At 54.5% G+C, this 24841-nt stretch carries 26 protein-coding genes; 23 read left to right on the forward strand and 3 right to left on the reverse strand.

Annotated features, from left to right (window positions below):
- Positions 1 to 3 precede the first annotated feature (3 nt).
- From maeB to eutR, 18 genes are all read left to right on the forward strand, one after another.
- A complete protein-coding gene (maeB, locus tag C7B16_RS06905) occupies positions 4 to 2283 on the forward strand; it encodes an NADP-dependent oxaloacetate-decarboxylating malate dehydrogenase (protein WP_107179517.1) in 2280 nt (759 codons plus the stop codon).
- A gap of 292 nt (positions 2284 to 2575) precedes the next feature.
- Positions 2576 to 2911 (forward strand): ethanolamine utilization microcompartment protein EutS, encoded by a 336-nt coding sequence (gene eutS, locus C7B16_RS06910; protein ID WP_000356954.1) that lies wholly within the window; start codon positions 2576 to 2578, stop codon positions 2909 to 2911.
- A 12-nt stretch (positions 2912 to 2923) separates the two neighbouring features.
- Positions 2924 to 3403 carry an ethanolamine utilization acetate kinase EutP gene (gene eutP / locus C7B16_RS06915; protein ID WP_105267847.1) on the forward strand — a complete coding sequence of 160 codons (480 nt, stop codon included), beginning with the start codon at positions 2924 to 2926 and terminating at the stop codon, positions 3401 to 3403.
- Positions 3378 to 4079, forward strand: a complete 702-nt coding sequence (eutQ, locus tag C7B16_RS06920; protein WP_107179518.1) for an ethanolamine utilization acetate kinase EutQ — start codon at positions 3378 to 3380, stop codon at positions 4077 to 4079. Before eutP ends, eutQ begins: the two co-directional genes overlap by 26 nt.
- Positions 4076 to 4879 (forward strand): ethanolamine utilization cob(I)yrinic acid a,c-diamide adenosyltransferase EutT, encoded by an 804-nt coding sequence (gene eutT / locus C7B16_RS06925; protein WP_107179519.1) that lies wholly within the window; start codon positions 4076 to 4078, stop codon positions 4877 to 4879. The genes eutQ and eutT overlap by 4 nt, the downstream gene beginning before the upstream one ends.
- The gene (gene pta / locus C7B16_RS06930; protein WP_000583002.1) at positions 4876 to 5892 is read left to right on the forward strand and encodes a phosphate acetyltransferase; all 1017 of its coding nucleotides are present in this window, start codon (positions 4876 to 4878) and stop codon (positions 5890 to 5892) included. Before eutT ends, pta begins: the two co-directional genes overlap by 4 nt.
- Positions 5893 to 5930: 38 nt before the next feature.
- Entirely contained in the window at positions 5931 to 6224 is a 294-nt protein-coding gene (eutM, locus tag C7B16_RS06935; protein ID WP_000387719.1) for an ethanolamine utilization microcompartment protein EutM, read from the forward strand.
- A 106-nt stretch (positions 6225 to 6330) separates the two neighbouring features.
- Positions 6331 to 6618: an ethanolamine utilization microcompartment protein EutN gene (gene eutN, locus C7B16_RS06940; protein ID WP_000762196.1), complete on the forward strand. Its 288-nt coding sequence runs from the start codon at positions 6331 to 6333 to the stop codon at positions 6616 to 6618.
- 11 nt (positions 6619 to 6629) lie between these two features.
- A complete protein-coding gene (locus tag C7B16_RS06945) occupies positions 6630 to 8033 on the forward strand; it encodes an aldehyde dehydrogenase family protein (protein ID WP_016262238.1) in 1404 nt (467 codons plus the stop codon).
- Positions 8034 to 8043: 10 nt separating this feature from the next.
- The gene (eutJ, locus tag C7B16_RS06950) at positions 8044 to 8880 is read left to right on the forward strand and encodes an ethanolamine utilization protein EutJ (RefSeq protein ID WP_016262237.1); all 837 of its coding nucleotides are present in this window, start codon (positions 8044 to 8046) and stop codon (positions 8878 to 8880) included.
- Positions 8870 to 10057 (forward strand): ethanolamine utilization ethanol dehydrogenase EutG, encoded by a 1188-nt coding sequence (gene eutG, locus C7B16_RS06955; protein WP_001516845.1) that lies wholly within the window; start codon positions 8870 to 8872, stop codon positions 10055 to 10057. Before eutJ ends, eutG begins: the two co-directional genes overlap by 11 nt.
- A gap of 915 nt (positions 10058 to 10972) precedes the next feature.
- On the forward strand, positions 10973 to 12199 hold the full coding sequence (gene eutH / locus C7B16_RS06960) for an ethanolamine utilization protein EutH (protein WP_000512411.1): 1227 nt from the start codon (positions 10973 to 10975) through the stop codon (positions 12197 to 12199).
- On the forward strand, positions 12196 to 13599 hold the full coding sequence (eutA, locus tag C7B16_RS06965) for an ethanolamine ammonia-lyase reactivating factor EutA (protein WP_001097493.1): 1404 nt from the start codon (positions 12196 to 12198) through the stop codon (positions 13597 to 13599). Before eutH ends, eutA begins: the two co-directional genes overlap by 4 nt.
- Positions 13600 to 13610: 11 nt before the next feature.
- Positions 13611 to 14972, forward strand: coding sequence for an ethanolamine ammonia-lyase subunit alpha (eutB, locus tag C7B16_RS06970; protein WP_001516843.1), 1362 nt, complete (start codon positions 13611 to 13613; stop codon positions 14970 to 14972).
- A 20-nt stretch (positions 14973 to 14992) separates the two neighbouring features.
- Positions 14993 to 15880 carry an ethanolamine ammonia-lyase subunit beta gene (gene eutC, locus C7B16_RS06975; RefSeq protein ID WP_105266010.1) on the forward strand — a complete coding sequence of 296 codons (888 nt, stop codon included), beginning with the start codon at positions 14993 to 14995 and terminating at the stop codon, positions 15878 to 15880.
- A 9-nt stretch (positions 15881 to 15889) separates the two neighbouring features.
- On the forward strand, positions 15890 to 16549 hold the full coding sequence (eutL, locus tag C7B16_RS06980; protein WP_001111029.1) for an ethanolamine utilization microcompartment protein EutL: 660 nt from the start codon (positions 15890 to 15892) through the stop codon (positions 16547 to 16549).
- A 12-nt stretch (positions 16550 to 16561) separates the two neighbouring features.
- Positions 16562 to 17050, forward strand: coding sequence for an ethanolamine utilization microcompartment protein EutK (gene eutK, locus C7B16_RS06985; protein WP_001516840.1), 489 nt, complete (start codon positions 16562 to 16564; stop codon positions 17048 to 17050).
- A 45-nt stretch (positions 17051 to 17095) separates the two neighbouring features.
- Positions 17096 to 18148: an HTH-type transcriptional regulator EutR gene (gene eutR / locus C7B16_RS06990; protein WP_001516839.1), complete on the forward strand. Its 1053-nt coding sequence runs from the start codon at positions 17096 to 17098 to the stop codon at positions 18146 to 18148.
- A gap of 5 nt (positions 18149 to 18153) precedes the next feature.
- Here eutR and hemF read toward each other — a convergent pair whose 3' ends face one another.
- Positions 18154 to 19053, reverse strand: coding sequence for an oxygen-dependent coproporphyrinogen oxidase (gene hemF, locus C7B16_RS06995; RefSeq protein WP_107179520.1), 900 nt, complete (start codon positions 19051 to 19053; stop codon positions 18154 to 18156).
- Positions 19054 to 19056: 3 nt separating this feature from the next.
- A complete protein-coding gene (gene amiA / locus C7B16_RS07000) occupies positions 19057 to 19926 on the reverse strand; it encodes an N-acetylmuramoyl-L-alanine amidase AmiA (protein WP_000102900.1) in 870 nt (289 codons plus the stop codon).
- A gap of 213 nt (positions 19927 to 20139) precedes the next feature.
- Here amiA and C7B16_RS07005 point away from each other — a divergent pair, with 213 nt between their 5' ends.
- The 4 genes from C7B16_RS07005 (at position 20140) to yfeX (ending at position 22630) form a co-directional block, all read left to right on the forward strand.
- A complete protein-coding gene (locus C7B16_RS07005; RefSeq protein WP_000405994.1) occupies positions 20140 to 20565 on the forward strand; it encodes a GNAT family acetyltransferase in 426 nt (141 codons plus the stop codon).
- Positions 20552 to 21001: a DUF2919 domain-containing protein gene (locus tag C7B16_RS07010; protein WP_010379003.1), complete on the forward strand. Its 450-nt coding sequence runs from the start codon at positions 20552 to 20554 to the stop codon at positions 20999 to 21001. The genes C7B16_RS07005 and C7B16_RS07010 overlap by 14 nt, the downstream gene beginning before the upstream one ends.
- A 60-nt stretch (positions 21002 to 21061) precedes the next feature.
- Positions 21062 to 21637 carry an RpoE-regulated lipoprotein gene (locus C7B16_RS07015; RefSeq protein ID WP_107179521.1) on the forward strand — a complete coding sequence of 192 codons (576 nt, stop codon included), beginning with the start codon at positions 21062 to 21064 and terminating at the stop codon, positions 21635 to 21637.
- Between the two features lie 93 nt (positions 21638 to 21730).
- Positions 21731 to 22630: a porphyrinogen peroxidase gene (yfeX, locus tag C7B16_RS07020; RefSeq protein WP_107179522.1), complete on the forward strand. Its 900-nt coding sequence runs from the start codon at positions 21731 to 21733 to the stop codon at positions 22628 to 22630.
- A 264-nt stretch (positions 22631 to 22894) separates the two neighbouring features.
- Here the strand turns inward: yfeX and murQ are convergent, their stop codons facing one another.
- Positions 22895 to 23791, reverse strand: coding sequence for an N-acetylmuramic acid 6-phosphate etherase (murQ, locus tag C7B16_RS07025; protein ID WP_001175637.1), 897 nt, complete (start codon positions 23789 to 23791; stop codon positions 22895 to 22897).
- Positions 23792 to 24020: 229 nt separating this feature from the next.
- On the opposite strand from murQ, the gene ucpA reads away from it, so the two are divergent.
- Positions 24021 to 24812 (forward strand): SDR family oxidoreductase UcpA, encoded by a 792-nt coding sequence (gene ucpA, locus C7B16_RS07030; protein ID WP_000517453.1) that lies wholly within the window; start codon positions 24021 to 24023, stop codon positions 24810 to 24812.
- Positions 24813 to 24841: the final 29 nt, after the last annotated feature.

Below are 24841 nucleotides of genomic sequence, written 5' to 3' on the forward strand. Positions count from 1 at the left end.
CAAATGGATGACCAGTTAAAACAAAGTGCACTTGATTTCCATGAATTTCCAGTCCCAGGGAAAATCCAGGTTTCTCCGACCAAACCTCTGGCAACGCAGCGTGATCTGGCGCTGGCCTATTCGCCTGGCGTCGCCGCGCCTTGTCTTGAAATCGAAAAAGATCCGTTAAAAGCCTACAAATATACAGCGCGCGGTAACCTGGTGGCGGTGATCTCTAACGGTACGGCAGTGCTGGGGCTCGGTAACATTGGAGCACTGGCAGGCAAACCGGTAATGGAAGGCAAGGGCGTTCTGTTTAAGAAATTCGCCGGGATAGATGTGTTTGACATCGAAGTTGATGAGCTGGACCCGGATAAATTTATTGAAGTGGTCGCCGCACTCGAACCGACGTTCGGTGGTATCAACCTTGAAGACATTAAAGCGCCAGAATGTTTCTACATTGAGCAGAAACTGCGCCAGCGAATGAACATTCCGGTATTCCATGACGACCAGCACGGTACGGCAATCATCAGCACCGCCGCCATCCTCAACGGCTTGCGCGTGGTGGAGAAAAATATCTCCGACGTAAGGATGGTGGTTTCTGGCGCAGGTGCAGCGGCAATCGCCTGTATGAACCTGCTGGTGGCGCTGGGTCTGCAAAAACACAACATCGTAGTTTGCGACTCAAAAGGCGTTATCTATCAGGGGCGCGAGCCGAACATGGCGGAAACCAAAGCGGCATATGCAGTTGTGGATGACGGCAAACGTACCCTCGACGATGTGATTGAAGGCGCGGATATTTTCCTCGGCTGTTCCGGCCCGAAAGTGCTGACCCAGGAGATGGTGAAGAAAATGGCTCGCGCGCCGATGATTCTGGCGCTGGCGAACCCGGAACCGGAAATTCTGCCGCCGCTGGCGAAAGAAGTGCGTCCGGACGCCATCATCTGTACCGGTCGTTCCGACTATCCGAACCAGGTCAACAACGTGCTTTGCTTCCCGTTCATCTTCCGTGGCGCGCTGGACGTTGGCGCAACGGCCATCAACGAAGAGATGAAACTGGCAGCGGTACGCGCAATTGCTGAACTGGCTCATGCGGAACAGAGCGAAGTGGTTGCTTCTGCCTATGGCGATCAGGATCTGAGCTTTGGCCCGGAATACATTATTCCTAAACCGTTCGATCCACGTCTGATCGTCAAGATCGCGCCAGCGGTGGCAAAAGCGGCAATGGAGTCCGGTGTGGCGACGCGCCCGATTGCCGACTTTGACGCCTACATCGACAAGTTGACCGAGTTCGTTTACAAAACCAACCTGTTTATGAAGCCGATTTTCTCCCAGGCTCGCAAAGCGCCGAAGCGCGTTGTCCTGCCTGAAGGGGAAGAGGCGCGCGTTCTGCACGCGACTCAGGAACTGGTAACGCTGGGACTGGCAAAACCAATTCTTATTGGTCGTCCAAATGTGATCGAAATGCGCATTAAGAAACTGGGTTTGCAGATCAAAGCGGGCGTTGATTTTGAGATCGTCAATAACGAATCCGATCCGCGCTTTAAAGAGTACTGGAGCGAATACTTCCAGATCATGAAGCGTCGTGGTGTAACTCAGGAACAGGCGCAGCGTGCTCTGATCAGCAACCCGACTGTGATCGGCGCGATCATGGTTCAGCGTGGCGAAGCCGATGCAATGATCTGCGGTACGGTGGGCGAATATCACGAACACTTCAGCGTGGTGAAAAATGTGTTTGGCTATCGCGATGGTGTTCACACCGCTGGCGCAATGAACGCGCTGCTGCTGCCGAGTGGTAACACCTTTATTGCTGATACTTACGTCAATAATGAGCCAGATGCAGAAGAGCTGGCGGAGATCACCTTGATGGCGGCAGAAACGGTCCGTCGTTTCGGTATTGAGCCGCGCGTTGCTCTGCTGTCGCATTCCAACTTCGGCTCTTCTGACTGCCCGTCGTCAAGCAAGATGCGTAAAGCGCTGGAGCTGGTGAGAGAACGTGCTCCTGAACTGATGATTGATGGTGAAATGCATGGTGACGCGGCGCTGGTAGAAGCGATTCGCAACGACCGTATGCCGGACAGCCCTTTGAAAGGTTCCGCCAATATTCTGGTGATGCCGAACATGGAAGCCGCCCGCATTAGTTACAACTTGTTGCGCGTTTCCAGCTCGGAAGGTGTGACGGTCGGCCCGGTGCTGATGGGCGTGGCAAAACCGGTTCACGTATTAACGCCAATCGCGTCAGTGCGTCGTATCGTTAACATGGTGGCGCTGGCCGTGGTTGAAGCGCAAACTCAACCGCTGTAATTCTTAATGTTAAATCACGCTTACCCTGAATTATTCGGGGTAAGCGATTTACCGCAATATATCAGAAGGGATTATTACTGGTTTTTCGAATAATAAAGTACGCCATATAAAAATAAATCAATTATCAATTTAATTATATTCATGTGCTGCACGTGAAAATTTATGCATTACATAAAATATCTCCCCATTCTTAGTGATCTACCTCACCTTTCAAACTCGCTTGCCGAATTTTGTTATTTACTCTGACGAAAAATTGTCACGATAGCCGCAAGTTTTTCACAGGCGGCGACTCATGGATAAAGAACGCATCATTCAGGAATTTGTGCCCGGGAAACAGGTCACGCTGGCACATCTCATTGCGCACCCTGGCGAGGAACTGGCGAAGAAAATCGGTGTTCCGGATGCAGGTGCAATCGGCATTATGACGCTAACTCCCGGAGAAACGGCGATGATTGCCGGTGATTTAGCATTGAAAGCCGCCGACGTACACATTGGTTTTCTCGACCGCTTCAGTGGTGCTCTGGTGATTTATGGCTCGGTGGGCGCAGTGGAAGAAGCTTTATTACAAACCGTTAGCGGTTTAGGGCGCTTATTAAATTATACGCTGTGTGAAATGACGAAAAGTTAATACGAGGCATTCATGAAACGAATCGCGTTTGTGGGGGCCGTCGGGGCAGGAAAAACAACGCTTTTTAATGCTTTGCAGGGGAATTACGCTCTCGCCAAAAAAACGCAGGCTGTGGAATTTAATGATAAGGGTGATATTGATACTCCAGGCGAATATTTTAGCCATCCCCGCCTGTATCACGCCTTAATTACCACGCTACAGGATGTGGACATGCTGATCTATGTCCACGGCGCGAATGACCCGGAAAGCCGATTACCTGTCGGGTTGCTGGATATTGGCGTTATTAAACGGCAAATCGCCGTCATCAGTAAAACGGACATGCCAGATGCTGATATCGCCGCTACGCGACAGCTATTGCTTGAGACGGGCTTCGAAGAACCGATTTTCGCGCTAAACAGCCACGACCCGCAAAGCGTGCAGCAACTGGTGGATTATCTGGCATCTCTCACCGAACAGGAGGAAGCAGGTGAAAAAACTCATCACAGCGAATGATATTCGTGAAGCACATTCACGCGGCGAACAGGCAATGTCCGTGGTTCTGCGTGCCAGCATTATTACCCCGGAAGCGCGAGAAGTGGCGGCCCTGCTGGGGGTTACCATCATCGAGTGCGATGAATCGACGCCGGTAACGGCATCCGTTCCCGTCAGCGCGCCAGCCGATAAAACCGAAAACCAGCGCATCCGCGAAACCATCATCGCCCAGTTACCGGAAGGCCAGTTTACCGAAAGCCTGGTCGCGCAACTGATGGAAAAAGTGATGAAGGAAAAACAGTCGCTGGAGCAGGGCGCAATGCAGCCGAGCTTTAAATCGGTGACCGGCAAAGGCGGCATCAAAGTGATTGATGGCGGCAGCGTGAAATTTGGTCGTTTCGATGGCGCACAACCGCACTGCGTGGGCTTGACTGATCTCGTGACCGGAGACGACGGCAGCAGCATGGCCGCCGGTTTTATGCAGTGGGAGAACGCCTTCTTCCCGTGGACCCTGAACTACGACGAAATCGACATGGTACTGGAAGGGGAACTGCATGTTCGCCACGAAGGCGAAACCATGATCGCCAAAGCGGGCGATGTGATGTTTATCCCGAAAGGTTCCAGCATCGAATTTGGTACGACATCCAGCGTGAAGTTCCTGTATGTCGCCTGGCCGGCGAACTGGCAATCCCTATGAAAGATTTCATCACCGAAGCATGGCTAAGAGCAAACCATACGCTCAGCGAAGGCGCAGAGATCCATCTCCCTGCGGACAGTCGCCTGACGCCCTCTGCCCGGGAGTTGCTGGAAAGCCGCCATCTGCGCATCAAGTTTATTGATGAGCAGGGGAGTTTGTTTGTTGACGATGAACTGCAGCAGCCGCAGCGTGTTCACGGGTTGACCAGTAGCGATGAATATCCGCAAGCGTGCTGCGAACTGTGTCGCCAGCCGGTGGCAAAAAAGCCTGACACGCTGACTCACCTGTCGGCGGAAAAAATGGTCGCTAAAAGCGATCCGCGCTTGGGTTTTCGCGCTGTCCTCGACAGCACCATTGCGCTGACAGTGTGGCTGCAAATTGAACTGGCGGAACCGTGGCAGCCGTGGCTGGCGGATATCCGTTCGCGTCTTGGCAACATTATGCGTGCCGATGCGTTGGGGGAACCGCTGGCCGATCAGGCGATTGTCGGGTTTTCTGACGAAGAGCTGCATCGGCTTTCTCACCAGCCGCTGCGTTATCTCGACCACGATCATCTGGTGCCGGAAGCCAGCCACGGACGCGATGTGGCGTTGCTGAACCTGCTGCGAACCAAAGTGCGGGAAACCGAAACCGTCGCGGCGCAGGTGTTTATTACCCGCAGTTTTAACGTACTGCGTCCGGACATCTTGCAGGCGCTGAACCGCCTTTCCAGCACGGTTTACGTGATGATGATTTTGAGCGTAACGAAGCAGCCGCTAACGGTGAAACAGATCCAACAACGACTGGGGGAAACGCAATGATTATTGAACGTTGTCGTGAACTGGCGTTGCGAGCGCCCGCCAGAGTGGTTTTTCCGGATGCGTTAGACCAGCGTGTGCTGAAAGCTGCGCAATATCTGCATCAGCAAGGCCTGGCGACGCCCATTCTGGTCGCCAGTCCGTTTGAACTTCGCCAGTTTGCGTTCACTCATGGTGTGGCGATGGATGGACTACAGGCCATTGATCCGCATGGCAACCTCGCAATGCGGGAAGAATTTGCCCAGCGCTGGCTGACCCGTGCGGGAGAAAAAACGCCGCCGGATGCGCTGGAAAAACTCACCGACCCGTTGATGTTCGCCGCCGCGATGGTTAGCGCCGGTAAAGCGGATGTCTGTATCGCGGGCAATCTCTCTTCCACGGCGAATGTGTTGCGTGCCGGATTACGCATTATTGGTTTGCAACCTGACTGTAAAACGCTCTCCTCCATTTTCCTGATGTTGCCGCAGTACAGCGGCCCGGCGTTGGGTTTTGCCGATTGCAGCGTAGTGCCGCAACCAACGGCGGCGCAACTGGCTGATATCGCGCTTGCCAGCGCCGAAACATGGCGGGCTATCACCGGAGAAGAGCCGCGCGTGGCGATGCTGTCATTTTCCAGCAACGGCAGCGCCCGCCACCCCTGCGTTGCTAACGTTCAGCAGGCGACAGAAATAATCCGTGAACGCGCGCCACAACTGGTAGTGGATGGCGAGTTGCAGTTTGACGCCGCCTTTGTGCCGGAAGTGGCAGCGCAAAAAGCGCCTGCCAGCCCGCTTCAGGGCAACGCCAATGTGATGGTTTTTCCGTCGCTAGAGGCGGGAAATATTGGCTACAAAATCGCACAACGACTTGGCGGATATCGTGCCGTCGGGCCATTGATACAAGGACTTGCCGCGCCGATGCACGATCTCTCGCGTGGTTGTAGCGTGCAGGAAATTATCGAGCTGGCGCTGGTGGCCGCCGTACCGCGTCAGACAAAAGTGAACCGCGAAAGCAGTTTACCCACACTGGTTGAATGAACGGTCCCGTTCTGGACCCCTATAAAGAGGAAAACACAATGGAAGCATTAGGAATGATCGAAACCCGGGGCCTGGTTGCACTGATTGAGGCTTCTGATGCGATGGTGAAAGCCGCGCGCGTCAAACTGGTTGGTGTTAAGCAGATTGGTGGCGGTCTGGTGACTGCAATGGTTCGCGGTGATGTTGCTGCCTGTAAAGCCGCGACCGATGCTGGTGCCGCAGCGGCACAGCGTATTGGCGAGCTGGTATCCGTACACGTTATCCCGCGTCCGCACGGCGACCTGGAAGAAGTCTTCCCGATCGGCCTGAAAGGCGACAGCAGCAACCTGTAATCACCCTGTGTGACGTCGATTCGGGCGTCACGCTCTCTCCTTGTTCATTTTACCTTCTGCGGAGGGTAGGGGGAGCTTTTACCTGAAATACGCCACGGAGGCGGGTATGAAACTGGCTGTCGTCACTGGGCAAATTGTTTGCACCGTGCGCCACCACGGACTGGCGCATGACAAATTGCTGATGGTGGAAATGATTGATCCACAGGGAAATCCCGATGGGCAGTGTGCCGTCGCTATCGACAATATTGGCGCAGGAACCGGAGAGTGGGTGTTGCTGGTGAGTGGCAGTTCCGCCCGCCAGGCGCATAAAAGCGAAACGTCGCCGGTCGACTTGTGCGTGATTGGCATTGTCGATGAGGTGGTGTCTGGCGGTCAGGTCATTTTCCACAAATAAGGCAGAACATCATGAATCAACAGGATATTGAACAGGTGGTGAAAGCGGTGCTGCTGAAAATGCAAAGCAGTGATACACCGCCCGCCGCCGTTCATGAGATGGGCGTTTTTGCTTCCCTGGATGACGCCGTTGCGGCTGCTAAAGTGGCGCAACCTGAGTTAAAAAGTGTGGCGATGCGCCAGTTAGCCATTGCTGCTATTCGTGAAGCAGGCGAAAAGCACGCCAGAGATTTAGCGGAACTTGCCGTTAGTGAAACCGGCATGGGTCGCGTTGACGATAAATTTGCCAAAAACGTCGCTCAGGCGCGCGGTACGCCGGGTGTTGAATGCCTTTCTCCGCAGGTGCTGACCGGTGATAACGGCCTGACCTTGATTGAAAACGCACCCTGGGGCGTGGTGGCTTCGGTGACACCGTCAACCAATCCGGCGGCAACTGTAATTAATAACGCCATCAGCCTGATCGCCGCGGGCAACAGCGTCATTTTCGCCCCACATCCGGCGGCGAAAAAAGTCTCTCAGCGGGCGATTACGTTACTCAACCAGGCGATTGTCGCCGCAGGCGGGCCAGAAAATTTACTGGTTACCGTGGCAAATCCGGATATCGAAACCGCGCAACGCTTGTTCAGGTTTCCGGGCATTGGCCTTTTGGTGGTGACAGGTGGCGAAGCGGTAGTGGAAGCAGCGCGCAAACACACCAATAAACGCCTGATTGCCGCAGGTGCCGGTAATCCGCCGGTGGTGGTGGATGAAACCGCCGACCTCGCCCGTGCCGCGCAGTCCATCGTCAAAGGCGCTTCTTTCGATAACAACATCATTTGTGCCGATGAAAAGGTACTGATTGTCGTTGATAGCGTAGCCGATGAACTGATGCGCCTGATGGAAGGCCAGCACGCGGTGAAACTGACCGCAGAGCAGGCACAGCAACTGCAATCTGTGTTGCTGAAAAATATCGACGAGCGCGGAAAAGGCACCGTCAGCCGTGACTGGGTAGGTCGTGACGCGGCGAAAATCGCGGCAGCAATTGGCCTGAACGTCCCGCAAGAAACGCGTTTGCTGTTTGTGGAAACCACTGCAGAACATCCCTTTGCCGTTACCGAGCTGATGATGCCGGTGTTGCCTGTCGTGCGCGTCACCAACGTGGCTGATGCCATTGCGCTGGCGGTGAAACTGGAAGGTGGTTGCCACCACACGGCGGCAATGCACTCGCGCAATATCGACAACATGAACCAGATGGCAAACGCCATTGATACCAGCATTTTCGTCAAGAACGGGTCGTGCATTGCCGGGCTGGGGCTGGGCGGAGAAGGCTGGACCACGATGACCATCACCACGCCAACCGGTGAAGGGGTAACCAGCGCGCGGACGTTTGTTCGTCTGCGCCGCTGTGTATTAGTCGATGCGTTTCGCATTGTTTAAGGAGTAACAGATGGCGCACGACGAACAATGGCTCACCCCACGTCTGCAAACAGCGGCAACGTTGTGTAACCAGACGCCAGCGGCGACGGAATCTCCGCTGTGGTTGGGGGTGGATCTGGGCACCTGCGATGTGGTGTCAATGGTCGTCGACCGCGACGGTCAGCCGGTGGCGGTATGCCTCGACTGGGCCGATGTGGTCCGCGACGGCATCGTCTGGGATTTCTTCGGCGCAGTCACCATTGTTCGTCGCCATCTTGACACCCTTGAGCAGCAATTGGGTCGCCGTTTTAGTCATGCGGCGACGTCATTTCCCCCGGGGACGGATGCGCGTATTTCCATCAACGTGCTGGAATCTGCCGGACTGGAAGTGAGTCATGTGCTGGATGAGCCAACGGCGGTGGCAGACCTGCTGCAACTGGACAACGCTGGCGTAGTGGATATCGGCGGTGGCACCACCGGTATTGCCATTGTGAAACAGGGCAAAGTGACTTACTCGGCAGATGAAGCGACTGGCGGACATCATATCTCTCTGACCCTCGCCGGAAATCGTCGCATTCCGCTGGAAGAGGCGGAGCATTACAAGCGCGGTCACGGCAAAGAAATTTGGCCTGCGGTGAAGCCGGTATACGAAAAAATGGCGGACATTGTCGCCCGACATATCGCAGGGCAGAGCATTACTGATTTATGGCTGGCAGGTGGTTCCTGTATGCAACCGGGCGTGGCGGAACTGTTTCGCAAACAATTCCCGGCATTACAGGTGCATTTACCGCAGCACAGTTTGTTTATGACCCCGCTGGCGATAGCCAGTAGCGGGCGAGAGAAAGCGGAGGGGATCTATGCAAAATGAATTGCAAACGGCGCTCTTTCAGGCATTCGATACCCTGAATCTGCAACGGGTAAAAACATTTAGCGTTCCGCCAGTGACGCTCAGCGGTCTGGGCGCGGTGAGCGGTTGTGGACAACAAGCGCAAACCCGTGGCCTGAAACATCTGTTTGTAATGGCAGACAGCTTTTTACATCAGGCGGGGATGACCGCTGGCCTTATGCGTAGTCTGGCCGTCAAAGGAATTGCCATCACGCTCTGGCCGTGTCCGGTGGGCGAACCGTGTATTACTGACGTTTGTGCGGCTGTGGCGCAACTGCGTGAATCGGGTTGCGATGGGGTGATCGCGTTTGGCGGTGGCTCGGTGCTGGATGCAGCGAAAGCCGTTGCGTTGCTGGTGACGAACCCCGATAGCACACTGGCCGGGATGTCAGAAAACAGCGTTCTGCAATCACGCCTGCCGCTGATTGCCATTCCAACGACTGCCGGAACCGGCTCTGAAACCACTAACGTGACGGTGATTATCGACGCAGTGAGCGGGCGCAAGCAGGTATTAGCACATGCTTCGCTGATGCCGGATGTTGCCATTCTCGACGCCGCGCTGACCGAAGGCGTGCCGTCGCATGTCACGGCGATGACCGGTATCGACGCGTTAACTCATGCCATTGAAGCGTACAGCGCGCTGAACGCCACACCGTTTACCGACAGTCTGGCGATTGGCGCAATCGCGATGATCGGTAAATCGTTGCCGAAAGCGGTGGGCTACGGGCATGACCTTGCTGCGCGCGAGAGCATGTTGCTGGCTTCATGTATGGCCGGAATGGCGTTTTCCAGCGCGGGGCTTGGGTTGTGTCACGCGATGGCGCATCAGTCGGGTGCGGCGCTGCATATTCCGCACGGTCTGGCGAACGCTATGTTGCTGCCAACGGTGATGGAGTTTAACCGAATGGTTTGTCGTGAACGCTTTAGCCAGGTTGGTCGGGCGCTGCGAACTAAAAAATCGGACGATCGTGACGCTATTAACGCGGTAAGTGAGCTGATTGTGGAAGTTGGGATTGGTAAACGGCTGGGCGATGTTGGTGCGACATCTGCGCATTACGATGCATGGGCGCAGGCCGCGCAGGAAGATATTTGTCTGCGTAGCAACCCGCGTACCGCCAGCCTGGAGCAGATTGTCAGCCTGTACGCAGCGGCGCAATAAACGCCGGATGCGACGCTTGTCGCGTCTTATCCGGCCTACAGGATTGCACATGCAGGGCGGATAAGGCTTCACGCCGCATCCGCCAGTGGCGCGGTGCAGATGCCGGATGCGACGCTTGTCGCGTCTTATCCGGCCTACAGGATTGCATATGTAGGGCGGATAAGGTGTTCACGCCGCATCCGCCAGTGGCGTGGTACAAGTGCCGGATGCGACGCTTGTCGCGTCTTATCCGGCCTACAGGATTGCATATGTAGGCCGGATAAGGCGTTTACGCCGCATCCGCCAGTGGCGCGGTACAAGTGCCGGATGCGACGCTTGTCGCGTCTTATCCGGCCTACAGGATTGCACATGTAGGGCGGATAAGGCGTTCACGCCGCATCCGCCAGTGGCGCGGCGCAGATGCCGGATGCGACGCTCGTCGCGTCTTATCCGGCCTACAGGATTGCATATGTAGGGCGGATAAGGCGTTCACGCCGCATCCGCCAGTGGCGTGGTACAAGTGCCGGATGCGACGCTTGTCGCATCTTATCCGGCCTACAGGATTGCACATGCAGGGTGGATAAGGCGTTCACGCCGCATCCGCCAGTGGCGCGGTGCAGATGCCGGATGCGACGCTTGTCGCGTCTTATCCGGCCTACAGGATTGCACATGCAGGGCGGATAAGGCGTTCACGCCGCATCCGCCAGTGGCGTGGTACAAGTGCCGGATGCGACGCTTGTCGCATCTTATCCGGCCTACAGGATTGCACATGCAGGGCGGATAAGGCGTTCACGCCGCATCCGCCAGTGGCGTGGTACAAGTGCCGGATGCGACGCTTGTCGCGTCTTATCCGGCCTACAGGATTGCACATGCAGGGCGGATAAGGCGTTCACGCCGCATCCGCCAATAAATAATAACTAACAGGGAGTAAAGGCGATGGGAATTAATGAAATCATCATGTACATCATGATGTTCTTTATGCTGATAGCTGCCGTAGACAGGGTTCTGTCGCAGTTCGGCGGTTCAGCGCGTTTCCTCGGTAAATTCGGTAAAAGCATTGAGGGATCGGGCGGCCAGTTTGAAGAAGGCTTTATGGCAATGGGCGCTCTGGGTCTGGCGATGGTCGGTATGACCGCGCTTGCGCCTGTACTGGCACACGTACTTGGGCCGGTAATCATCCCGGTTTACGAAATGCTCGGCGCAAACCCGTCAATGTTCGCCGGAACACTGCTGGCGTGCGATATGGGCGGCTTCTTCCTCGCCAAAGAACTGGCGGGCGGCGATGTGGCAGCGTGGCTATACTCTGGGTTAATTCTCGGGTCGATGATGGGGCCAACGATTGTGTTTTCCATTCCGGTGGCGCTTGGCATCATCGAACCGTCTGACCGCCGTTATCTCGCACTCGGCGTGCTGGCCGGTATTGTGACCATTCCGATTGGTTGTATCGCCGGTGGTCTGGTGGCGATGTATTCCGGTGTGCAGATCAACGGCCAGCCGGTGGAATTTACCTTCGCGCTGATCCTGATGAATATGATCCCAGTGATCATTGTCGCGATTCTGGTGGCGCTGGGGCTGAAATTCATCCCGGAAAAAATGATCAACGGTTTCCAGATCTTCGCCAAATTTCTCGTGGCATTAATCACCATCGGTCTTGCCGCTGCGGTGGTGAAATTCCTGCTTGGCTGGGAACTGATCCCCGGTCTTGATCCCATCTTTATGTCTCCTGGCGACAAACCCGGCGAAGTGATGCGCGCCATTGAAGTGATCGGATCGATTTCCTGCGTTCTGTTGGGGGCGTACCCGATGGTGCTGCTGCTGACCCGCTGGTTTGAAAAACCGCTGATGAGTGTCGGTAAGCTGCTGAATATGAACAATATTGCGGCGGCGGGTATGGTGGCGACGCTTGCCAACAATATCCCGATGTTCGGCATGATGAAGCAGATGGATACCCGCGGCAAAGTGATCAACTGTGCCTTCGCCGTTTCCGCTGCCTTTGCCCTGGGCGACCACTTAGGTTTCGCCGCTGCCAACATGAACGCCATGATCTTCCCGATGATTGTCGGCAAGCTGATCGGCGGTGTTACGGCGATTGGCGTGGCGATGATGCTGGTGCCAAAAGAAGATGCGACCACGGCTAAAACCGAAGCGGAGGCGCAATCGTGAACACTCGCCAGCTACTGAGCGTCGGTATCGATATCGGCACCACCACCACCCAGGTGATCTTCTCCCACCTGGAACTGGTTAACCGTGCGGCAGTGTCGCAGGTGCCGCGTTACGAATTCATCAAACGCGAAATTAGCTGGCAAAGCCCGGTGTTCTTTACCCCTGTCGACAAACAGGGTGGATTAAAAGAAGCGGAACTGAAAACTTTAATCCTTGAGCAATATCAGGCTGCGGGCATTGCACCGGAGAGCGTCGATTCCGGTGCCATTATTATCACCGGCGAAAGCGCGAAAACCCGCAATGCCCGTCCGGCGGTGATGACGCTCTCTCAATCGCTGGGCGATTTTGTCGTCGCCAGTGCCGGACCGCATCTCGAATCGGTGATTGCCGGGCACGGTGCCGGAGCGCAAACACTCTCTGAACAACGGTTATGTCGGGTGCTGAATATCGATATCGGTGGCGGCACGGCGAACTACGCCCTGTTCGATGCCGGAAAAATCAGTGGGACTGCCTGCCTCAACGTCGGCGGTCGGCTGCTGGAAACCGACTGCCAGGGGCGCGTGATTTACGCTCATAAACCGGGGCAGATGATTGTGGATGAGTGCTTCGGCACAGGCACTGACGCCCGTTTACTGACCGGTGCGCAGTTGGTGCAGGTTACCCGGCGGATGGCGGAACTGATTGTCGAAGTGATTGAAGGAACGCTCTCGCCGCTCGCGCAGGCATTGATGCAAACCGGTTTGCTGCCCGCAGGCGTTACGCCCGAAATCATTACTCTTTCTGGCGGCGTGGGCGAATGTTATCGCCATCAGCCCGCTGACCCGTTCTGTTTTGCCGATATTGGGCCGCTGCTGGCAACAGCGCTGCATGACCATCCGCGCCTGCGTGAGATGCGCGTGCAGTTTCCGGCGCAAACCGTGCGCGCCACGGTGATTGGCGCGGGTGCGCATACCCTTTCGCTCTCTGGCAGCACTATCTGGCTGGAGGGCGTGCAACTGCCGCTGCGCAATTTGCCGGTGGCGATCCCGATTGATGAAACGGATCTGGTGAATGGCTGGCAACAGGCGCTGATTCAGCTCGATCTTGATCCCAACTCTGACGCGTACGTGCTGGCGCTTCCCGCCGGGCTTCCCGTGCGTTACGCCGCGGTACTGACGGTCATCAACGCGCTGGTCGATTTCGTCGCGCGTTTTCCGAATCCGCATCCCCTGCTGGTGGTGGCCGGGCAGGACTTTGGTAAAGCTCTGGGCATGTTGTTGCGCCCACAGCTACAACAACTCCCGTTGGCAGTCATTGATGAAGTGATTGTTCGCGCGGGGGACTATATCGACATTGGTACGCCTCTTTTTGGCGGATCGGTTGTGCCGGTGACGGTGAAATCACTCGCATTTCCTTCCTGAGGGAACGACTTATGAAACTAAAGACCACATTGTTTGGCAATGTTTATCAATTCAAGGATGTAAAAGAGGTGCTGGCGAAGGCCAACGAACTGCGTTCGGGGGATGTGCTGGCGGGGGTTGCGGCAACAAGCTCGCAGGAGCGGGTAGCGGCAAAGCAGGTGTTGTCGGAAATGACCGTGGCGGATATCCGCAATAACCCGGTGATTGCCTATGAAGAAGACTGCGTGACGCGGCTGATTCAGGATGACGTTAACGAAACGGCCTACAACCAGATTAAAAACTGGAGCATCAGCGAGCTGCGTGAGTACGTCCTGAGCGACGAAACCAGCGTTGATGATATTGCCTTTACCCGTAAAGGGCTGACCTCGGAAGTGGTCGCGGCGGTGGCGAAGATTTGCTCTAACGCGGATCTGATCTACGGCGCAAAGAAAATGCCGATTATCAAAAAGGCCAATACCACCATCGGTATTCCAGGCACTTTCAGCGCCCGTTTGCAGCCAAACGATACCCGTGATGACGTACAAAGTATCGCCGCGCAAATCTATGAAGGGCTTTCCTTCGGGGTAGGCGATGCGGTGATCGGCGTCAACCCGGTGACGGACGATGTGGAAAACTTAAGCCGCGTGCTGGACACCATCTACGGGGTGATCGACAAATTCAACATTCCGACTCAGGGCTGCGTGCTGGCGCACGTCACCACCCAGATTGAAGCGATTCGTCGCGGCGCACCGGGCGGGCTGATTTTCCAGAGTATTTGTGGCAGCGAGAAAGGGCTGAAAGAGTTCGGCGTGGAACTGGCAATGCTGGACGAAGCCCGCGCAGTGGGCGCAGAGTTCAACCGTATTGCCGGGGAAAACTGCCTCTACTTCGAAACCGGACAAGGTTCTGCACTCTCCGCTGGTGCCAACTTCGGTGCAGATCAGGTGACGATGGAAGCGCGTAACTACGGGCTGGCGCGTCATTACGATCCGTTTATCGTCAACACCGTGGTCGGTTTTATTGGGCCGGAGTATCTCTACAACGACCGGCAGATTATCCGTGCGGGCTTAGAAGATCACTTTATGGGCAAGCTGAGCGGCATTTCTATGGGCTGTGACTGCTGCTACACCAACCACGCTGACGCTGACCAGAACCTCAACGAAAACCTGATGATCCTGCTCGCTACCGCAGGCTGCAACTACATCATGGGGATGCCACTGGGTGACGACATCATGCTCAACTACCAGACCACGGCGTTCCATGACACCGCTACTGTGCGTCAGTTACTGAATCTGCGTCCGTCACCGGAGTTTGAACGCTGGCTGGAAAGCATGGGCATTATGGCAAACGGTCGCCTGACCAAACGGGCGGGCGATCCGTCACTGTTCTTCTGATGACGCGGAGATAACACATCATGGATCAAAAACAGATTGAAGAAATTGTACGCAGCGTGATGGCGTCAATGGGACAAGCGGCCGCCGCGCCGTCAGAAGCAAAATGCGCCACCACAACCTGTGCAACACCGGTGACCTCGGAAAGCTGCGCGCTGGATTTAGGTTCTGCTGAAGCGAAGGCGTGGATTGGCGTTGAAAATCCGCATCGCGCAGACGTATTAACCGAACTGCGCCGCAGCACCGTGGCCCGCGTCTGTACCGGTCGTGCCGGTCCGCGTCCGCGTACCCAGGCGCTGTTGCGTTTCCTGGCCGACCACTCGCGCTCTAAAGATACGGTGCTGAAAGAGGTGCCGGAAGAGTGGGTGAAAGCGCAGGGGCTGCTGGAAGTACGTTCTGAAATTAGCGACAAAAACCTTTATCTGACGCGCCCGGATCTGGGACGTCGTCTGTGTGCGGAAGCCGTCGAGGCTTTGAAAGCGCAATGTGTCGCCAATCCTGACGTGCAGGTCGTTGTCTCCGATGGTCTGTCTACGGATGCCATCACTGTGAACTACGAAGAAATTCTGCCGCCGCTGATGGCGGGCTTGCAACATGCGGGGCTGAAAGTCGGCACGCCGTTTTTTGTGCGTTATGGTCGCGTGAAAATTGAAGACCAGATTGGCGAGCTTCTTGGCGCGAAAGTGGTGATCCTGCTGGTGGGCGAACGTCCGGGGTTAGGGCAGTCAGAGAGCCTCTCCTGCTACGCCGTTTACTCACCGCGTATGGCAACTACTGTGGAGGCCGATCGCACCTGTATCTCTAACATTCACCAGGGTGGCACGCCGCCGGTTGAAGCCGCAGCCGTCATTGTGGATTTGGCGAAACGTATGCTGGAGCAGAAAGCATCCGGCATCAACATGACCCGATAAGGAGGCATCATGCCAGCTTTAGATTTGATTCGACCGTCGGTCACTGCCATGCGGGTGATTGCCTCCGTTAACGCTGATTTTGCGCGTGAACTGAAATTGCCGCCGCATATTCGTAGCCTCGGGCTGATTTCCGCCGATTCTGATGATGTCACCTACATTGCGGCTGATGAAGCGACAAAACAGGCGATGGTTGAAGTGGTGTATGGTCGCTCGCTGTATGCCGGCGCGGCGCACGGCCCGTCACCGACTGCCGGTGAAGTATTGATTATGCTCGGCGGGCCAAACCCGGCGGAAGTGCGTGCCGGTCTGGATGCGATGGTCGCGCATATTGAAAACGGCGCGGCGTTCCAGTGGGCGAACGATAAGCAAGATACGGCATTCCTCGCTCATGTGGTTTCGCGTACCGGTTCTTATCTCTCTTCCACTGCGGGCATTACGCTCGGTGATCCGATGGCGTATCTGGTGGCACCGCCGCTGGAAGCGACCTACGGCATTGATGCTGCGTTGAAATCTGCTGATGTGCAACTGGTGACTTATGTTCCGCCACCGTCAGAAACCAACTATTCAGCGGCATTTTTGACCGGTAGCCAGGCAGCGTGTAAAGCGGCCTGTAACGCCTTTACTGATGCAGTGCTGGAAATCGCGCGTAATCCAATCCAACGTGCGTAACGGAGGTTGCCGATGAACAATGCACTGGGTTTGTTGGAAGTTGACGGCATGGTCGCCGCAATCGATGCGGCAGATGCCATGCTGAAAGCGGCAAACGTGCGTCTGCTCAGTCATGAAGTGCTTGACCCCGGTCGCTTAACGCTGGTGGTGGAAGGCGATCTGGCGGCGTGTCGTGCGGCGCTGGATGCCGGTTATGCCGCCGCAATGCGTACCGGGCGAGTTATCAGCCGCAAGGAAATTGGTCGACCTGATGATGACACCCAGTGGCTGGTTGCTGGCTTTAACCGACAGCTAAAGCAACCTGGCGCGCCAGCGATCGTCACGGAATCTGCCGACGAGTTGTTGGCGTTGTTAACATCAGTACGTCAGGGAATGACGGTCGGAGAAGTTGCCGCCCACTTTGGCTGGCCGCTGGAAAAAGCCAGAAATGCGCTCGAACAGCTCTTTTCTGCCGGGACGTTGCGTAAACGCAGTAGTCGTTATCGTCTCAAGCCCCATTAACCTGTCGGAGGTGCCGGGTGTCATATAACACCCGGCATTAACATCATGAAAAAGACCCGTACAGCCAACTTGCACCATCTTTATCATGAACCCTTACCCGAAAATCTGAGGCTCACGCCGAAGGTTGAAGTGGATAATGTTCATCAACAACAGACAACAGATGTCTATGAACATGCTTTGACAATTACCGCCTGGCAGCAGATTTATGATCAACTGCATCCGGGAAAGTTTCATGGTGAATTTACGGAAATCCTGCTTGATGATATTCAGGTTTTCCGTGAATACACCGGTCTGGCGCTGCGCCAGTCGTGTCTGGTCTGGCCGAACTCATTCTGGTTTGGTATTCCGGCGACGCGCGGTGAACAGGGATTTATCGGTTCGCAATGTCTGGGAAGCGCAGAAATAGCCACGCGGCCTGGCGGCACTGAGTTTGAATTAAGTACGCCGGACGATTACACCATTCTTGGCGTGGTGATCTCGGAAGATGTCATTTCCCGTCACGCAAACTTTCTGCATAACCCGGAAAGGGTGCTGCATATGTTGCGTAATCAGTCGGCGCTGGAAGTGAAGGAGCAGCATAAAGCCGCACTGTGGGGCTTTGTTCAACAGGCGTTGGCGACGTTTTGCGAGAATCCGGAGAACTTACATCAATCCGCTGTGCGTAAAGTGCTTGGCGATAACTTGTTGTTGGCGATGGGAGTGATGCTGGAAGAAGCGCAGCCAATGGTGACGGCGGAAAGCATCAGCCATCAGGGCTATCGACGATTGCTTTCCCGCGCCCGCGAATATGTGCTGGAGAATATGTCCGAACCGGTAACGGTGCTGGACTTGTGCAATCAACTGCACGTCAGTCGCCGCACCTTACAAAACGCATTTCACACTATTTTGGGCATTGGCCCGAACGCGTGGCTGAAACGCATTCGCCTGAACGCCGTGCGCCGCGAGCTGATAAGCCCGTGGTCGCAAAGTCTGACGGTAAAAGACGCCGCCATGCAGTGGGGATTCTGGCATCTTGGGCAATTTGCGACGGATTATCAGCAACTGTTTGCCGAGAAGCCATCACTGACGCTGCATCAGCGGATGCAGGAGTTAGGGTGATGAAATTACACCCAATCCCTGACCTGAATAAATTTACTCAACGCCGCTTCCGGGCTGCCTTCTTCCGGTTGATAATCGTACTCCCAGCGTACCAGTGGCGGCATTGACATCAGGATTGATTCGGTGCGCCCGCCGGTTTGTAAGCCAAACAGCGTACCGCGATCCCAGACCAGGTTGAATTCGACATAACGACCGCGACGGTAGAGCTGGAAATTGCGCTCGCGCTCGCCATATGCCATTGCTTTACGTCGCTCAACAATCGGCAAGTATGCGTCGGCGTAACCTTTGCCTACCGCCTGCATAAAGGCGAAACAGTAGTCGAAGTCTGGCGTGTTCAGGTCATCAAAGAACAGCCCGCCAATGCCGCGTTGTTCATTGCGATGTTTAAGGTAGAAGTATTCGTCGCACCACTTTTTGTAGCGTGGATAAACATCTTCGCCAAATGGCAGGCACAGGTCGCGGGCGGTGCGGTGCCAGTGAATGGCGTCTTCTTCAAAGCCATAGAAAGGGGTTAAGTCAAAACCACCGCCAAACCACCAGACGGGATCGACACCCGGTTTTTCGGCAATAAAAAAGCGCACATTGGCGTGGCTGGTGGGAACATACGGATTATGCGGATGCACTACCAGCGATACACCCATCGCCTCGAAACTGCGCCCGGCAAGTTCCGGGCGATGAGCAGTGGCAGAAGCGGGCATCGCGTCGCCGTGGACGTGAGAAAAGTTGACGCCCGCCTGTTCGAAAACACCACCATTACGCAACACCCGGCTACGCCCGCCGCCACCAGCTTCGCGCTGCCAGCTATCTTCGGCAAACTGTGTGCCATCTACGGCGCTCAGTTGCTGGCAAATTGTATCCTGAAGGTTGAGCAGGAACTGTTTAACCTGGTGTGCGTCGGGCTTCATAACTTACCGTTTTTTCGAGTGTGCTTTCTGGTTGTCAAACCAATGGAAATAACTGATCACGCCTTCGGCAATGGCAGAGGCGATTTTCTGACGAAACGCCGCCGTGCCTAACAGTCGCTCTTCTTCCGGGTTGGTGATAAATGAGGTTTCCACCAGCACCGAAGGAATCGACGGTGATTTCAACACCACAAACGCGGCTTGTTCGGTGTTGCGGCTGTGCAGCTTATGCACTGGTTTAATCTTCTTCAGAATATGCGAGCCAAGCGTCAGGCTGTTTTTAATGGTATCTGTTTGCACCAGATCAAACAGCACTTGCTGCAATAGATGATCCCTGTCAGTCGCTTTTTTCCCGGCGACTTCATCAGCGCGGTTTTCGCGTTCCGACAAATATTTTGCCATCGCACTACTCGCGCCACGGTTGGAGAGAGCAAAGACCGATGCCCCCGCGGCTTTCGGGTTGGTGAAGCCGTCGGCGTGAATTGACATAAACAGATCTGCGCCATGCTTATGGGCGATTTCAACGCGATCGTACAGTGGAATAAACGTATCGCCAGAACGCGTTAAACGCGCATCAATGCCATGATTGCGCAAAATAGAACGGACATTTTTGGCGATTGCCAGCACCACGTGTTTTTCTTTTGATCCGTTGCGACCAATCGCACCGGTATCAATCCCGCCGTGACCTGGATCGAGAACGACTACCCGTTTGCCTCCGGCTTTTTTGGCTTTCGGCTTACTGTGTCCGTTACTGGTTTTTAAAGGCTCTTCTTTGGCGATGGCTTGCGACATTCCTGACAACGTCAGGGCAGCCAATCCGGCTTTCAGCACCTGGCGGCGCGAAGTGAGTGTTTTTAGTGGTTTAAAAGTGCTCATACGGCCTGAGTTGTAATAATAAAGTTCCAGATGTTATATCGTATCGCGTAATCCGTTACGACGGTTTGCTGGTGAGAATTGTTTTACTTTTCATTTCAATAAATGACAACGCGTCATTATGCCACTTTTTCAACCGATTTTCGTCAGATATTGGCTAATTCGGTCGTTCACGCCATAATCACCCTTTTAACCCCCAAAAAGGTAACTCATACCATGGAGATACGCGTATTTCGCCAGGCAGATTTCGAAGAGGTCATCACCCTTTGGGAGCGTTGCGACTTGCTGCGTCCGTGGAACGATCCGGAAATGGACATCGAGCGCAAGATGAACCATGACGTCAGTTTGTTCCTGGTCGCGGAAGTTAACGGCGAAGTAGTGGGAACGGTGATGGGCGGTTATGACGGGCATCGCGGGTCTGCTTATTATCTTGGCGTGCATCCGGAGTTTCGCGGGCGTGGAATTGCCAATGCATTGCTTAATCGGCTGGAGAAAAAGCTTATTGCTCGCGGCTGTCCGAAAATTCAGATCAATGTACCGGAAGACAACGATATGGTACTCGGAATGTACGAACGCCTGGGATATGAACACGCCGATGTGCTGAGTCTGGGTAAGCGTTTGATTGAAGATGAAGAGTACTGAGTTTCATCCTGTCCATTATGATGTGCACGGACGCCTGCGTTTACCCTTCCTCTTCTGGTTTGTGCTATTGCTTCAGGCGCGAACCTGGGTGCTGTTTGTCATTGCCGGTGCGTCGCGCGAGCAGGGCACTGCGCTGCTGAATCTGTTTTATCCCGATCACGATAATTTCTGGCTGGGGTTGATACCGGGCATTCCGGCGGTGCTGGCATTCTTACTGAGTGGTCGGCGGGATACGTTTCCCCGTATCTGGCACGTGCTCTATTTTCTGTTGCTGTTGGCGCAGCTCGTTTTGCTTTGTTGGCAACCGTGGCTGTGGCTAAATGGTGAATCCGTCAGCGGTATCGGTCTGGCGCTGGTTATCGCGGATATTGTGGCGTTAATCTGGCTGTTGACCAATCGACGTTTACGCGCTTGTTTTGTGGAAGAAAAAGAATAACGGCACTTTTTTGCAAATTCGCACTCCAAGCAACGTTATTGAATAACCAAAGGAAGTGACATGAAATCGCTGCGTTTAATGTTATGCGCTATGCCGTTGATGCTGACCGGCTGTTCCACCATGTCGTCAGTTAACTGGTCTGCCGCTAATCCGTGGAACTGGTTTGGCTCGTCCACTAAAGTGAGCGAGCAAGGCGTTGGCAAATTAACGGCGTCCACGCCACTACAAGAACAAGTCATTGCCGATGCGCTTGATGGTGATTATCGGCTGCGCAGCGGAATGAAAACCGCGAACGGTAATGTGGTGCGCTTTTTTGAAGTGATGAAGGGCGACAGCGTGGCGATGGTTATCAACGGTGATCAAGGTACAATCAGCCGCATTGATGTCTCAGATAGTGATATTCCTGCTGACACGGGGGTTAAAATCGGTACACCGTTTAGTGACCTTTACAGCAAAGCATTTGGCAATTGCAAAAAAGCAGACGGTGATGATAATCGTGCCGTCGAATGTAAAGCCGAAGGCAGTCAACATATTAGCTACCAGTTTAGCGGTGAGTGGAGTGGTCCTGAAGGGTTAATGCCTTCTGACGATACCCTGAAAAACTGGAAAGTCAGTAAAATCATCTGGCGGCGTTAATTTGCGTCTGAACAAACCGTCGCCACAAAAAACACGTAAAATAGCGCTCAACAATGCCACGGATTGCGTGGCATTCTTATTTCAGGAGGAACAATGTCTCAGGTTCAGAGTGGCATTTTGCCAGAACATTGCCGCGCGGCGATTTGGATCGAAGCCAACGTAAAAGGGGAAGTTGATGCCCTGCGTGCGGCCAGTAAAAACTTTGCCGATAAACTGGCAACCTTTGAAGCAAAATACCCGGACGCGCATCTTGGCGCGGTTGTCGCCTTTGGCAACAACACCTGGCGTGCTCTGAGCGGCGGCGTGGGAGCCGAAGAGCTAAAAGATTTTCCGGGTTACGGAAAAGGTCTTGCGCCGACGACCCAGTTCGATGTGTTAATCCACATTCTTTCTCTGCGTCACGACGTAAACTTCTCCGTGGCCCAGGCGGCGATGGAAGCCTTTGGCGGCTGCATTGAGGTAAAAGAAGAGATCCACGGCTTCCGTTGGGTGGAAGAGCGTGACCTGAGCGGCTTTGTTGACGGCACGGAAAATCCAGTGGGTGAAGAGACGCGTCGCGAAGTGGCGGTCATCAAAGACGGTGTGGATGCAGGCGGTAGCTATGTGTTTGTGCAGCGCTGGGAACACAACCTGAAGCAACTCAACCGTATGAGCGTTCACGATCAGGAAATGATGATCGGCCGTACTAAAGAAGCCAACGAAGAGATCGATGGCGATGAGCGTCCGGAAACTTCTCACCTGACCCGTGTTGATCTGAAAGAAGATGGCAAAGGCCTGAAGATTGTTCGCCAGAGCCTGCCATATGGCACCGCCAGCGGCACGCACGGCCTGTACTTCTGCGCTTACTGTGCACGTTTGCATAACATTGAGCAGCAGTTGCTGAGTATGTTTGGCGATACCGATGGCAAACGTGACGCAATGTTACGTTTTACCAAACCAGTCACTGGCGGCTATTACTTTGCACCGTCGCTGGACAAACTGATGGCGCTGTAAGTTTTACTCACGCACTTGTAGCGTCTTGCCGGATGCGGCGTAAATGCTTAATCCGGCGTGTAAGATCGTTCAAACTTAATAAATTGCAGTCAACCTGTAGGCCCGATAAGCGTAGCGCATCGGGCTGTTTTGTCTCTAAGCTACTGCTTAGTCCAGATTGACGTTATGGCAGCCAAAGAGCGTGGTGTAAACAGCACGGCACAACTGAGCGGATCACTGCTCAGGTGTATGAATAGCCAGGAGATGTCTTCAAATTGTCATGGGTTATTCCCTGTCTAAAACCTGACGAATAAAGCCATTGTATTGATCCAGTTGTTTTTTCGCTTCTGCGGCATCGAGATTTTTCAGCACCATCACAATGGCCGTTTTGCAGTGACGGTCGCAGGCAATCAATGCCGCTTCCGCTTGTTCCTCGCTACATCCGGTCGCGTTTTTGACGATATTAATCTGGCGCACGTGCAATTTTTCGTTGGTGGCGACCACATCGACCATCAGGTTGCCAAACACTTTGCCTGACTTAATCATCAGCCCGGTGGAGAGCATGTTGAGCACCAGTTTCTGCGCCGTACCTGCTTTCATCCGCGAAGAACCGGTAACCACTTCAGCCCCGACGACTGGCGTAATAGCAAACTCTGCGGTGGTGGAAACCGCGCTTCCCGGATTACAGGAAATACCGACCGTACGGCAACCCAACTGGCGCGCGTATTCCAACCCGGCAATCACATATGGCGTGCGTCCACTGGCGGCAATACCAACCACCACATCCTGCGCCGTTAAAGTAATATTTTTCAGATCGTTGATGCCGCCTTCCCGGCTGTCTTCCGCGCCTTCCACCGCGTGCTGGATGGCATATTCGCCGCCAGCAATCAAACCAACGACCAGACCTGGTTTCACGCCGTAAGTGGGGGGGCACTCGCTGGCATCGAGAATACCCAGACGACCGGAAGTTCCCGCGCCGAGATAAATCAGACGACCGCCGCCGCTCACCTGGGTGTGGATAACATCAATCGCCGCTGCGATATCCGGTAGTACGCGCTCAACGGCGAGCGGTACGGTTTTATCTTCTTCGTTAATGATCCGACACATTTCCAGCGTCGATACGCGGTCAATTTCAGCAGAGGCATTGTTGGAGCCTTCAGTAATCATCTTTTCAAGTTGCATAGGCAATCACCTTAAATATTTGTCTTCAAATAATTTCATCTGGCGTGAATCATATCTCCCTGCCTGATTATGTACAGCAGTGAATTCGCGCAATGGCTGAGTTGTGGTTATGGGTGATTTTACTTAAGATTTCCCTGAATTTAGATCCACTCCTCAGCATTGATCTGTCATTCAGGTATGGTAGGGACAATAGGGCGTAATGCTCTGTATTCAAAAGGAGAAACTTGAAATGGGTAAACTCACGGGCAAGACAGCACTGATTACGGGCGCATCGCAAGGTATTGGCGAAGGTATTGCCAGAACCTTTGCGCGTCATGGCGCAAACCTAATCTTGCTGGATATCTCCCCTGAGATTGAAAAGCTGGCAGACGAGCTGTGTGGTCGCGGTCATCGCTGTACGGCGGTAATTGCCGATGTACGCGACCCGGCGTCGGTTACGGCAGCGATCAAGCGCGCGAAGGAAAAAGAAGGGCGCATTGATATTCTGGTGAATAACGCAGGTGTTTGCCGTCTGGGTAGTTTTCTGGAAATGAGCGATGACGATCGCGATTTCCATATTGATATCAATATCAAAGGCGTGTGGAACGTCACGAAGGCAGTTCTACCGGAGATGATTGCCCGCAAAGATGGTCGCATTGTGATGATGTCTTCGGTTACTGGCGATATGGTGGCCGATCCGGGCGAAACGGCGTATGCCTTGTCGAAAGCGGCGATTGTTGGCCTGACCAAATCGCTGGCAGTGGAGTATGCTCAGTCGGGGATTCGCGTTAACGCAATCTGCCCTGGTTACGTGCGCACGCCAATGGCGGAAAACATCGCTCGCCAGTCGAATCCGCAAGATCCGGAATCAGTACTGACTGAAATGGCGAAAGCAATTCCGCTGCGTCGCCTCGCTGATCCGCTGGAAGTAGGCGAGCTGGCAGCCTTTCTGGCGTCGGATGAGTCCAGCTATTTAACGGGTACACAGAATGTGATCGATGGCGGCAGCACACTGCCAGAGACGGTCAGCGTCGGCATCTGATTCACCTCTGTTTCCTCCCTGCATCAGTG

This window comes from Escherichia sp. 20412-1 (assembly GCF_003027595.1).
Classification (GTDB): Bacteria; Pseudomonadota; Gammaproteobacteria; order Enterobacterales; family Enterobacteriaceae; genus Escherichia; species Escherichia marmotae.

Bases quoted from the DNA above. Each gene is read 5' to 3' on its own strand.
- eutL (WP_001111029.1), top strand. From the start codon at position 15,890: ATGCCAGCTTTAGATTTGATTCGACCGTCGGTCACTGCCATGCGGGTG.
- eutR (WP_001516839.1), top strand. From the start codon at position 17,096: ATGAAAAAGACCCGTACAGCCAACTTGCACCATCTTTATCATGAACCC.
- eutN (WP_000762196.1), top strand. From the start codon at position 6,331: ATGAAACTGGCTGTCGTCACTGGGCAAATTGTTTGCACCGTGCGCCAC.
- eutP (WP_105267847.1), top strand. From the start codon at position 2,924: ATGAAACGAATCGCGTTTGTGGGGGCCGTCGGGGCAGGAAAAACAACG.
- eutC (WP_105266010.1), top strand. From the start codon at position 14,993: ATGGATCAAAAACAGATTGAAGAAATTGTACGCAGCGTGATGGCGTCA.
- eutJ (WP_016262237.1), top strand. From the start codon at position 8,044: ATGGCGCACGACGAACAATGGCTCACCCCACGTCTGCAAACAGCGGCA.
- C7B16_RS06945 (WP_016262238.1), top strand. From the start codon at position 6,630: ATGAATCAACAGGATATTGAACAGGTGGTGAAAGCGGTGCTGCTGAAA.
- eutS (WP_000356954.1), top strand. From the start codon at position 2,576: ATGGATAAAGAACGCATCATTCAGGAATTTGTGCCCGGGAAACAGGTC.
- eutG (WP_001516845.1), top strand. From the start codon at position 8,870: ATGCAAAATGAATTGCAAACGGCGCTCTTTCAGGCATTCGATACCCTG.
- murQ (WP_001175637.1), bottom strand. From the start codon at position 23,791: ATGCAACTTGAAAAGATGATTACTGAAGGCTCCAACAATGCCTCTGCT.
- yfeX (WP_107179522.1), top strand. From the start codon at position 21,731: ATGTCTCAGGTTCAGAGTGGCATTTTGCCAGAACATTGCCGCGCGGCG.
- amiA (WP_000102900.1), bottom strand. From the start codon at position 19,926: ATGAGCACTTTTAAACCACTAAAAACACTCACTTCGCGCCGCCAGGTG.
- eutB (WP_001516843.1), top strand. From the start codon at position 13,611: ATGAAACTAAAGACCACATTGTTTGGCAATGTTTATCAATTCAAGGAT.
- maeB (WP_107179517.1), top strand. From the start codon at position 4: ATGGATGACCAGTTAAAACAAAGTGCACTTGATTTCCATGAATTTCCA.
- ucpA (WP_000517453.1), top strand. From the start codon at position 24,021: ATGGGTAAACTCACGGGCAAGACAGCACTGATTACGGGCGCATCGCAA.
- hemF (WP_107179520.1), bottom strand. From the start codon at position 19,053: ATGAAGCCCGACGCACACCAGGTTAAACAGTTCCTGCTCAACCTTCAG.
- eutH (WP_000512411.1), top strand. From the start codon at position 10,973: ATGGGAATTAATGAAATCATCATGTACATCATGATGTTCTTTATGCTG.
- eutT (WP_107179519.1), top strand. From the start codon at position 4,076: ATGAAAGATTTCATCACCGAAGCATGGCTAAGAGCAAACCATACGCTC.
- eutM (WP_000387719.1), top strand. From the start codon at position 5,931: ATGGAAGCATTAGGAATGATCGAAACCCGGGGCCTGGTTGCACTGATT.
- eutK (WP_001516840.1), top strand. From the start codon at position 16,562: ATGAACAATGCACTGGGTTTGTTGGAAGTTGACGGCATGGTCGCCGCA.
- C7B16_RS07010 (WP_010379003.1), top strand. From the start codon at position 20,552: ATGAAGAGTACTGAGTTTCATCCTGTCCATTATGATGTGCACGGACGC.
- C7B16_RS07005 (WP_000405994.1), top strand. From the start codon at position 20,140: ATGGAGATACGCGTATTTCGCCAGGCAGATTTCGAAGAGGTCATCACC.
- pta (WP_000583002.1), top strand. From the start codon at position 4,876: ATGATTATTGAACGTTGTCGTGAACTGGCGTTGCGAGCGCCCGCCAGA.
- C7B16_RS07015 (WP_107179521.1), top strand. From the start codon at position 21,062: ATGAAATCGCTGCGTTTAATGTTATGCGCTATGCCGTTGATGCTGACC.